The organism is Actinosynnema sp. NPDC091369, assembly GCF_044757065.1.
Classification (GTDB): Bacteria; Actinomycetota; Actinomycetes; order Mycobacteriales; family Pseudonocardiaceae; genus Actinosynnema.
The window spans coordinates 21,901-31,844 of the sequence record NZ_JBIVUG010000013.1; the positions used below are offsets into that span (position 1 = coordinate 21,901).

General features: G+C 73.5%; 10 protein-coding genes and 1 pseudogene. 4 read left to right on the top strand and 7 right to left on the bottom strand.

The genetic code is table 11. From position 1 onward, the window contains the following. Window positions 1-17: 17 nt before the first annotated feature. The 5 genes and pseudogenes from ACIQMJ_RS33650 to ACIQMJ_RS33670 all read right to left on the bottom strand — a co-directional run. Window positions 18-909: pseudogene (locus tag ACIQMJ_RS33650) on the bottom strand (amino acid permease); the annotation flags it as partial. 43 nt (window positions 910-952) lie between these two features. Further along, window positions 953-2,071 (bottom strand): NAD(P)/FAD-dependent oxidoreductase, encoded by a 1,119-nt coding sequence (locus tag ACIQMJ_RS33655; protein WP_499765025.1) that lies wholly within the window; start codon window positions 2,069-2,071, stop codon window positions 953-955. A gap of 82 nt (window positions 2,072-2,153) precedes the next feature. Then, on the bottom strand, window positions 2,154-2,603 hold the full coding sequence (locus ACIQMJ_RS33660; protein WP_499765026.1) for an LIC_13387 family protein: 450 nt from the start codon (window positions 2,601-2,603) through the stop codon (window positions 2,154-2,156). A 139-nt stretch (window positions 2,604-2,742) separates the two neighbouring features. Then, window positions 2,743-3,411, bottom strand: coding sequence for a WD40 repeat domain-containing protein (locus ACIQMJ_RS33665; RefSeq protein ID WP_499765027.1), 669 nt, complete (start codon window positions 3,409-3,411; stop codon window positions 2,743-2,745). Window positions 3,412-3,659: 248 nt separating this feature from the next. Continuing rightward, a complete protein-coding gene (locus ACIQMJ_RS33670) occupies window positions 3,660-4,235 on the bottom strand; it encodes a TetR/AcrR family transcriptional regulator (RefSeq protein WP_499765028.1) in 576 nt (191 codons plus the stop codon). A gap of 110 nt (window positions 4,236-4,345) precedes the next feature. Between ACIQMJ_RS33670 and ACIQMJ_RS33675 the strand changes: the two genes are divergently transcribed. The 4 genes from ACIQMJ_RS33675 to ACIQMJ_RS33690 all read left to right on the top strand — a co-directional run bounded on the left by ACIQMJ_RS33675 (window position 4,346) and on the right by ACIQMJ_RS33690 (window position 8,656). Continuing rightward, window positions 4,346-5,200, top strand: coding sequence for a hypothetical protein (locus tag ACIQMJ_RS33675; protein ID WP_499765029.1), 855 nt, complete (start codon window positions 4,346-4,348; stop codon window positions 5,198-5,200). A gap of 163 nt (window positions 5,201-5,363) precedes the next feature. Further along, window positions 5,364-6,569, top strand: a complete 1,206-nt coding sequence (locus ACIQMJ_RS33680) for a glycoside hydrolase family 3 N-terminal domain-containing protein (RefSeq protein WP_499765030.1) — start codon at window positions 5,364-5,366, stop codon at window positions 6,567-6,569. 82 nt (window positions 6,570-6,651) lie between these two features. After that, window positions 6,652-7,413, top strand: coding sequence for an SGNH/GDSL hydrolase family protein (locus ACIQMJ_RS33685; RefSeq protein WP_499765031.1), 762 nt, complete (start codon window positions 6,652-6,654; stop codon window positions 7,411-7,413). Window positions 7,414-7,501: 88 nt separating this feature from the next. After that, the gene (locus ACIQMJ_RS33690; RefSeq protein ID WP_499765032.1) at window positions 7,502-8,656 is read left to right on the top strand and encodes a hypothetical protein; all 1,155 of its coding nucleotides are present in this window, start codon (window positions 7,502-7,504) and stop codon (window positions 8,654-8,656) included. A 4-nt stretch (window positions 8,657-8,660) separates the two neighbouring features. Here the strand turns inward: ACIQMJ_RS33690 and ACIQMJ_RS33695 are convergent, their stop codons facing one another. Further along, a complete protein-coding gene (locus tag ACIQMJ_RS33695; RefSeq protein ID WP_499765033.1) occupies window positions 8,661-9,419 on the bottom strand; it encodes a dienelactone hydrolase family protein in 759 nt (252 codons plus the stop codon). Window positions 9,420-9,498: 79 nt separating this feature from the next. Then, complete coding sequence (locus tag ACIQMJ_RS33700; RefSeq protein WP_499765034.1) at window positions 9,499-9,930, bottom strand: VOC family protein; 432 nt, start codon at window positions 9,928-9,930, stop codon at window positions 9,499-9,501. Between the last annotated feature and the right edge of the window lie 14 nt (window positions 9,931-9,944).

Genomic DNA, 9,944 nt, shown 5'->3' on the forward strand with positions numbered 1-9,944 from the left:
GCGGCCGGCACGCCGATCGAGGCGAACAGCGTCACGAGCGGGCTCTCCGCGACGCCGTCGACCGCCGCTGCCTCCGTCCACGGCACGATCGCCACGATGATCCCGGTGGCCAGCACGTAGAACAGCGCCAACCTCAGCACCACCCGCCGGGCCGCGCGCGGGATGTCGCGAGCCGGGTCGCGCGACTCGGCGGCCGTCATCGCCACCGACTCCACCCCGCCGTAGCCGAACGTCACTACGCTCACCGCCGGCAGCACGCCCACCAGGCCGTGGGGCATGAACCCGCCGTGGTCGGTCCACGCCGACAACCCGGCCGCGTCACGCCCCGGCAGGCCGAACACGACGTACAGCCCGCCGAGCACCACGAAGACGACCAGCGCCGTCACCTTGACCATCGCGAACCAGTACTCGACCTCGCCGAACAGCCGCACGGCCGCGAAGTTGACACCCAGGATCGCCAGCGAGAACAGGCACACCGACGCCCACAGCGGCACCTGCGGCCACCAGTACCGGACGTAGAGCCCGGCCGCGACGACCTCGCCGCCGACCGTGATCACCTGCGTGGCCCAGTAGCACCACGTACCCGACCATCGGCCCGGCGTACCGCGCGCCGAACCCGCCCGCCTCCGGGTGCGCCACCACCATCTCGGCCACCGCGTAGGCCACCGCCACCGCCGCCGCCGCGCCCACCAGGTAGACCAGCACCACCGCCGGTCCGGCCAGGGAGATCGCGAGGCCGGAACCGAGGAACAGCCCGGTGCCGATGGCGCCGCCGAGCGAGATCATGCCGATCTGGCGGCTGGTCAACTGCCGGAGCAGCCCGCCGTTCTCGTGGTCGGCCAAGGCACTCTCCAGGTCGCGCGATCCGCGGGCAGCGCGACACTGCCAGGCGCGGGGTGCGCGCGCCATCACCGCGAGGATCGCCGATACGGCCGACCGAAGCGCCCGGTCCTCAGTGGACGGCGGTCCGCTCGAACCGGAACGGGGCCAGCGCGTCGCCGCGGTCCTCGCCCAGCACCTCGGCCGCGACCAGGTCGCCGGCGTGCAGGCTCAGCGTCGCGCCGCTGTGCGAGACGGCGAAGTGGAAGTTGGGCAGTGCGGCCACCCTGCCCAGCACCGGCAGGCCGTCGGCGGGAATGGGCCGTTCGCCCACCCGGACGCTCTCCACGGTCGCCCCGCGGGCCCCCGGGTACAGCGCGCGGCCCGCCTCGACCACCACGTCCACGGCCGCCCGGTCGACGCTGACCTCCCCGGTGTCGGACACGCGGGCCGCGTCGTCCACCTCCGGGGTGTGCAGCAGCAGCCGTCCCCCGCCGTCCGGGCGCAGGTGGACGCGCGGTGCGTGGACGACCCGGCCCACCGCCACCGCGACCGGCGAGGTGTAGACGAGCACGCCGCGGGTGTTGCGCATCGGCAGCGCCAACCCGGCCAGCGCGGCGATCCGCGCCGCCTGCGGTCCGGCGCAGTCCACCACCGCGTCGGTGTCCAGCCGCCGCCCCGAGGCGAGCCGGACCGCGCGCACACCGCCACCGGTCACGTCCAAGCCGGTCACCGCGTCGTCACGCACGACCTCGGCGCCGGCCGCGACCGCCGCGGCCAGCAGGTGGGCGACCAGGCGGGTCGGCTCGACCCAGCCCTCGCGCGGGAAGTAGGCGATCCCGTGGTCGGGCAGCGCGGCGGGGTCCAGGTCGGGTTCGAGTTCCAGCGCCTCCGCCCGGTCGAGCCACCGGGCCTCGTAGCCGTAGGCGAGGACGGTGGCCACCTTGCGGCTCAACGCCTCCCGGTCGGCGTCGGTGTCGGCCCACTCCAGGTTGCCGGTCTCGTGGTACCAGTCGCTGTGCGGCACGTCGGCCGCCAGCCGCCGGTGCGCTTGCATGCCCGTGACGCTGAAGTCGTGGTAGGACCGCGGCTGCTTGCCGCAGGAGTTCGTCCACGAGAACGTCGCACCGGACGTGCCGCCGGCGGGCGCGCCCGCGTCCACGACGGTGACCCGTGCCCCTCCGCGCGTCAGCGAAGCGGCGACCGCCGCGCCGTAGACACCCGCACCGATGACGACCACGTGCGCGACCATGCCGAGTGCCTCCTCGATCAGCCGGAGTCGTTCTCCTTGTGGCACTTCAGGTATAACACGCGACCGCGGCCCGTTCGGGTGGTCACGCGGGCTGCGCGGAAACTTCCGGGCGGGCCTTGACCAGGGCTGAGCCGAACGCCACGACGGCGACCGCGAACAGGACGACGGGCGGCACCGGCAGCAGCCACAGCGACAGGCCGAGGACGACCGCCGACGCGGCCACGCCCAGCCCGCTCACCGCTCGCGCCCGGGTGACCAGGTCGGGCGCGGACCGCGCGACGAGCAGGCACACCACGCCGCCGAAGATCAGCGCCGCGGCCATCACGAGCGACATGCCGCGGTCCAGGTCGAGCAGGCTGCGCCGGAGGCCGGCGATCTCGACGCCGTGCTCCCGCATCGCCGTGAGGGCACGGCTCGTCGCCGGATCCTCCGGCCGCGCCGCCATCGCCGCCGCGATGGCCAGGTGGCCGACACCCGTGACGACCCACGCCCACGCGCCGATCCGGAAACCCCTCAACGCCCCGTGCGCCACGGCTGCGACCGCCCTCCGAGTCGACCATGCACAGCTGTACGGAAGAACCATACAGCTGTGCATGGTCAACGGATGAACGCCGGTCCAGTTCCGTTCCACGCGGTCGCGTCGGCTGCCGAATGCCGTGTGGGCGGTGCGGTCACCGCTCGCAGACGATGTCCTCGGGCGCCTCGGTCCCCACGGTGCTCGTCCACTCCTCGGGCGTCAGGTCGCGGCCCGCGCTCGCGCACGCGGCGTCGATCCAGGCGTCGGGGTGGAGCCGCCAGCGGGTGATCGTGCCGTTGCCGGTGGCGGCGAGCAGTTCCCGGCCGTCGGCACCGGCGGCCAGCGCCGTGTTGAGGTCGGTCCTGCTGTCCGGCAGCGGGAGCGAGCCGACGTGGTCTCCCGTGTCGACGTCCCACAGCTCCACGGTGCCGACGGTGGTGAGGCGGGCCACGAGCCGTCGCCCCTCGATCCCGACCATGACCGAGGTGTAGCCGGCGTCGGCGGGGATGGTGCGCAGCAGCCGCTCACCAGCGGAGTCCCACACCTCGAGGCTGTTGTCGACGCGCGCGAGCAGCAACCGGTCCTCGACGTAGGCGACCGCCGACGCGGTGGCGCCCTGCAGGCCGTGCTGCCGCCCGGACGCCGTCTCGGTCAGCCACACCTCGCCGTCGGCGCGGACGGTGGCGACGCGCGACAGGTCCGCGCTGATGGCCGGGAGCCCTCGGCTCCCGTCGGCGGGGTGAGGTTCGCCGGGCGCGCTCGACAGCACGGCACCGTCGGTGAAGGCGCGCACGTCGACCTCGCCGTGGTCGCTCACGACCACGACCCGCGTTGTCCGCGACGTGGCTGTAGAAGAGGAACGCGTCGTAGTCGCGGACCGCACCCCGCGGACCGACGCGTCGACCGCCCTGTTCCCGACGGGTCGTGGCCCCCACTGACGCACTTCCTCACTGACCGCGGCGGCATGATCGCGGTCGCACCACCCGGCCATATCCACGGGATCCGCCCCCGTGTTACGGCGATCCGGTGCGCGATCGGGCCGGACGACGTCGTGGCCGCGACCGCCCGCCGTCACGTGACCGAGGTGAGCTGGTCGATCAGGTGCTTCAACGCCGCGCGCCCGCGTTGCCCTTCGGCGGAGACCTCCGGCACGACGGCGGTGGCGACGCGGCGGAGTTCGGCCCACCCGAGGTAGGCGGCGTAGGCGACGACCGCCTGCCGCCGCGCCACCGCCGGGGTCAGCCCGAGTTCGACGTACAGCTCGGCCAGGTACGCGACGCGACGCTCGATCACCCGCGTCAGCACGGGCGCGATCACGGGGTGGTCGGCGTGCGCCACGAGCGCGGGCTCCAGCCCGGCGACCACCTCGGGGCCGAGCGCGGTCCGCAGCCCCTCGCGCAGCTTCCCCTCCGGGTCCTCGATGGACGCGAGCCGGGCGATGAGGTCGGCGGTGGTCCGCTGCTCCCACAGCTCCACGGCCGCCACGAGCAGCGCCTCGCGGTCCTTGAAGTGCCAGTAGAAGCTGCCGCGGGTGATGTCCAGCTCCCCGGCGAGGCCGTCGACGGACACCGCCGCCACCCCGCCCCGGGCCAGGGCGCGCAGCGCCGCCATCGTCCAGTCCTCGCGGGTGACGCGTCCTCTCGTCATGGCCGGAACAGTAGTGTCGTGATCGGAACGGTTTCACCGCGGCGCGGCGGAACAATCTTGCCCAATTACCGCGCCCGCGTGGCCGGAATCACAGCCGCCGGCATGCGTGAATGAGCGATTCCGGTTTCGCCGCGCGTCGGGTGGACTCGGCGTTGCCGGGCCGGGCCACCCCGCTCACGGAGATCACCGCGCGCCGCCGGCAGGCGCCGCCGTTCGAGTTGTTCCGGCTGGTGGTGGAACTCGTCGTCGGCCGGGACGGAATCGTGGTGCTGTCCGGCCCGGTGGACTGGCGCGAACCGCGCGAACGGCTCCCGGACGCGGACCCGGCGCGCTGGTCCGGTCCCGCGACCCTGACCCACTCGCTCGGCCCGCGGTGGTGCTGCGTCCGGCTGGACGACCTGTGGCGCGGTGAGGGCGAGGACCTCGTCGCGGTGGACGAGCGCGACGCGGTGGTGCCGCCTGAGCGCCGTGCCGGACGGACGCGGCCGCTGGTCATCCGGTTCCCGCAGGACTTCCCGCTGGTCCGCACTGCGCGCGTGCCGCCGGAGGTGTTCCGGGCACAGGACACCCGGGGCGACTACGCCGCGTTCGGGCGCCTGTGGCGCGGATCGGCCCCAGGGGCGCACTCCAGCGCAATAGCTCTCGCCAAGCACCCGCGCCGCGCAGTGCGCCGCCGACGGGCCGGTGAGTCCCAGGGCCGCTCAGGCGTGCGACCTGATCGGCCGCCAGGCCCTGGTCGACCCGCCGGCGATCGGCGAGGACGACCTGGCGGCGGCTCTCGCGCACGTCCCGACCGCTCCGGCCGCACGCCGGAAACGGCGCTGGTGGCACCGCTGATCGACGGCGACGGCGATAAACATCACCCGACCGTGATGTTTCGGATGGAGATTCACATTCGGCGAATCCGACTCGCGGTAAAGGCGGCTCGGCGCGCGCGATCCGGACGGCGGATATCATGTCCGTGATGCTTCGTGACGCGGAATGGGAAATGTGGGCCGGGTCGCGCCGGGGTTGCGGCGCGCGAAGGCCGCCCGCACGATGGGCGACTCACCGCCGACCGGGCGAGGAAGTGGGAGTGGGCACGGTGCACGCGGGACAGCACCCGTCGGACGACGGGACCGACCGCCGATGAGGCGCGCCCGACGGGTGGGCACGTCGACGCTGCTGCTGTTCGTGGCGCTCGGGGCGCTGGTCGCCGCGTCCTGCGCGGTGGTGACGTCCGTGGGCACCGACCGGACGAGCGACACCGCGGCCCTGCCCCCGACGTCGTCCTCCGAACCGTCCCCGTCACAGTCGCCGTCGTCTTCGTCCGCCACCTCGGTCGAGCCGCCGCCACCGGCCGTGGACCCGTGCGCGGCGAAGATCACCGCGTTGCCGCTGCGGGCCCGGCTCGCGCAGCTGGTGGTCGTCGGCGTGGACCCGCGCGGACCCGCCGACGCCCTCGCCGTCGTGCAGAACGAGCAGGTGGGCGGCATCTTCATCGGGGGTGACGACGTCGGCCTGCTCAGCGCGGGCGCCCTGGCACCCGTGCACGCCGCGTCCGCCCTGCCGCTGACGGTCGCCGTGGACGACGAGGGTGGCCGCGTGCAGCGGCTGGACGCGCTCGACGGCTCGATCCCGAGCGCCCGCCGGATGGCGGCCGACCTGTCGCCGGAGCAGGTGCGCGCGGTGGCGCGCAAGCGCGGGATCGCGCTGCGCGAGCGCGGCGTCACCACCGACCTGGCGCCGGTGCTCGACACCAGCGGCCAGCCCGACCGCACGGTCATCGGCGACCGCTCGTTCAGCCCCGACCCGAACACCGCCCTGGGCTACGCGCTGGCGTTCGCCGGGGGGCTGCACGACGCGGGCGTCACGCCGGTGGTCAAGCACTTCCCCGGGCACGGCAACACGACCGGCGACTCGCACCTCGGCGCGGTCACCTCTCCCCCGCTGGACGCGCTGCGCGACGCCGACCTGGTCCCGTACCGGCACCTGCCCGAGTTCGGCGACGTGGTGGTGATGCTGGGGCACATCGACGTGCCCGGCCTCACCGGCGGCGTCCCCGCCACGCTGAGCCCGGCCGCGTACGCGCTGCTGCGCGGCGAGTTCGGCTTCACGGGTCCGGCGATGACCGACGACCTGGGCGCGATGCGCGCGGTGACGGACCGGGTCGGCCTGCCGGACGCCGTCACGCAGGCGCTCGCGGCCGGCGCGGACATCGCGCTGTGGTCGTCCGGCGGTCGCGTCGCGGAGGTCCTGACCCACCTGGAGGGCGCGGTGGCGTCGGGCGCGCTGCCGGCCGCACGCGTGGACGAGGCGGTCCACCGGGTGCTCACGGCCAAGCAGGTGTGCTGAGTCACGTCGGACGCCACCTCGGCCGAGCCGCGGCGGACGCCTCATATGCTGGCTGTGACGTTCCAGCAGGGAGGCACCGGCAGTGCGATACGTGGCCATCGGCGACAGCTTCACCGAGGGGGTCGGCGACGAGCGTCCCGACGGCACGCCCAGGGGGTGGGCCGACCTGGTGGCGGAGGGGATCGCCGCGGCGCTCGGCGAGACGGTCCACTACGCCAACCTGGCCGTCCGGGGTCGCCTGCTCGAACCGATCGCCACGACCCAGCTCGAGGCGGCGTTGGCCCTCTCGCCCGCGCCGACGATGCTGACGCTCAACGGCGGCGGCAACGACATGATGCGGCCCGGCATCGACCTGGGCCGACTGGTCGACCTGACCGAACAGGCCGTCCGCCGCTGCCTGTCGGCCGGGGTGCGGTTGGTGCTGCTCAGCGGGGCCGACCCGTCGCAGCGGCTGCCGTTCGGCCGCATGATCCACCGCCGCGGCGAGGTGCTGACCGCGGCCATCGCGAACCTGGCCGCCCGGCACGACGTGCTGTTCGTGGACGGGTTCAACGACCTGGAGGTCCGCCGCGCCGAGTACTGGTCGCCGGACCGGCTGCACCTCAACGCCGCAGGTCACCGGCGGATCGCGTCGCTCGTGCTCCGGGCACTCGGGCACACCACCGAGGCGCACGCCGTCGACCCGGCCCCGGCCGCCCGGCGCAGCCTGCGCGTCGAGACCCGCTACTACCGCGAGCACGTGCTGCCGTGGGTGAACCGCCGGATCCGGGGCATCTCCTCCGGTGACGACGCGACCGGCAAGTACCCGGACTGGGTCCCCGTGGACGCCAAGCCGCGAGTCTGAGCCCACACACCGCGGGGTATTGCCCCGCCGACCGGGCACCGCCATGATGACGGTTGGTCAGTACTCAACCAACAGTGGCGGTGGTCTGGTGAGGAAGTACCGAATCGCGGTCGTCGGTCTGGTGGCAGCGCTGCTCACGGCGATCACGCCCGCCGCGCACGCGGCCACGACGTTGCCCGCGGCCGACTTCCGGCTCAAGGCCACCGCGTACTCGGGGCTGATCGACGACCTCGACGCCGCGCTGCCCAACGTCAGCGTGCCCACCGTCGTCGGCGACGGCAACCGCGCCGCCACCTCGTGCTCGCCCGCCGCGGCCAACCGCGTCGCCGCGTTCTGCTGGAACAGCGGGGACGACGACGTCGCCTACTGGATCCCGCAGGGCATCACGACCACGGCGGACGCGTACGGCGAGGCCACCTACGAGGGCGTGACCGCGATCCTGGTCAGCTGGTACGACAACGGCACCGACGGGGTCGACCGGGGCATCCGGGTCTCGTTCGTCGACTACTCCACCCCGTCCGCGCCGACCTACCGCCACGTGCTGCTGGTCGAGCCGTACACCACCAGCGCGGGCCAGGCGTCGTTCCGGCCGATCAACCTGCACGCGGGCGGCATGTTCTGGTACGGCCACTACCTGTACGTCGCGTCCACGAGCAGCGGTTTCCGGGTGTTCGACCTGCGGCACCTCTGGCAGACCAGCACCACGAACGGCTCCGCGATCGGCCGCCAGGCCGACGGCAGCTACCAGGCTTACGGCTACAAGTACGTGCTGCCGCAGGTCTTCGCCTACAACCAGTCGACCGCCAACGGGCAGGCGGCCATCCGGTTCTCGTTCGCCTCCCTGGACCGCACCAGCACCCCGGACAGCGTGGTCGTCGGCGAGTACGCCAACCCCGGCGCGGGCAGCCGCCTGTTCCGCTTCCCGATCGACTACACGACCCGGATGCTCACCACGTCCTCGGACGGCTACGCCCGGGCGAGCGAGGCTTATGACGTGTCGGTGCAGAGCATGCAGGGCGCGACCGCGATCAACGGCAAGTTCTACCTGTCCACCAGCGACGGCAGCGGGAACGCGGGCGACCTGGCCACGTTCAAGCCCGGCGGCTCGGTCGTGATGCACTACGACGCGCTGCCGATCGGCCCGGAGGACTTCTCGTACTGGCCCGCCAAGGGCCAGCTCTGGTCGCTGACCGAGTACGCGGGCAGCCGCTCGGTGTTCGCCGTCCGCGCCTCCGCTTACTAGCGCGTCAGGAGCCGCTCACCTCCCCGGGGCCACGCAGGTGCCGGGTGAAGAACCGGATCGAGCTGTCGATCTCGAAGGCCGGGACCCGGAAGTGGCCGCCGGGGTTGGCGTGCAGGGTCTTCTCGGCGGAGCCGAGCGCGTCGAACAGCTTAAGGACGGAGTCCCGCGGAGTGCCCTCGTCGTCCCACTGCAGCAGGAACTCGACCGGGATCGTGATCCGCGCCGCGGTGTCGGCGAGCCAGTCGCTCCCGACGAGGCCGAGGACCGCGGCCGTGATCCGGGGCTCGGCCGCGATCAGGCGGATGCCCATCTCGCCGCCCTGGGACAGGCCGTAGTACCCCACGGGTCCGCCTTCGCCGACGGAGTCCAGTTCCTGGAGCGCGTCCAGCGTGGTCCGCCAGTCGGGCACGAGTTCCGCCGCCACCGTGTCGTTGAGGGCGGGCCACGCCGGTCCGAAGGGCTCTCCTGCCGCCTCCCGTTCCCCGATGGCCGCGACGAGCCGCCGGATCTCGGGGTGCGCGGGCCTGTCCCCCGTGCCCGGCGCGTCGATCGCGGCGACCGCGAAGCCGCACGAGGTGACGTAGGGGAAGGCCCGGGAGACGACGTCCCACCCCTTCTTGTGCCCGCCGCCACCGTGCCCGATCAGGACCAGGGGACGCGGCCCGGAGCTCTCGGCGGGCGTCCAGAGCACCCCGGGGATGTCCCCGATGGCGAAGAGCTGTTCACGAACGCCGTCGGCGACGGTTTCCGAGGTGATCCGCATGACCCTGGATTACAGCGGCATTCCCGCCGGCGCGGCGAGTGGATTACCGGGGCGGCGGGACCGGCGACCCGGCACGGGGTCAGTCCACGCAGAACTCGTTGCCCTCGACGTCCTGCATCACGATGCACGACTCGTTCTCCTCGTCCGCGAGCAGGACCCGGAACTCGGTGGCCCCGAGCGCGACCAGCCGCGCGGACTCGGCCCGCAGCGCGGCGAGGCGCTCCGCACCCACGAGCCCGGTGCCGACGCGCACGTCGAGGTGCACCCGGTTCTTGGCGACCTTGCCCTCGGGGACGCGCTGGAAGAACAGCCGCGGCCCCACGCCGGTGGGGTCGACGCAGGCGAACCACTCGCCCCGGCGCTCGGGCGGCAGGGAGAGCTCGTAGTCGTCCCAAGTGGAGAACCCCGTCGGGGGCTTCACCACGTACCCCAGCACCTCGCACCAGAACCGGCCGACGCGCTCGGGTCGCGCGCAGTCGAAGGTGACCTGGAACTGCTTGACCGACGCCATGCGCCCACAATAGT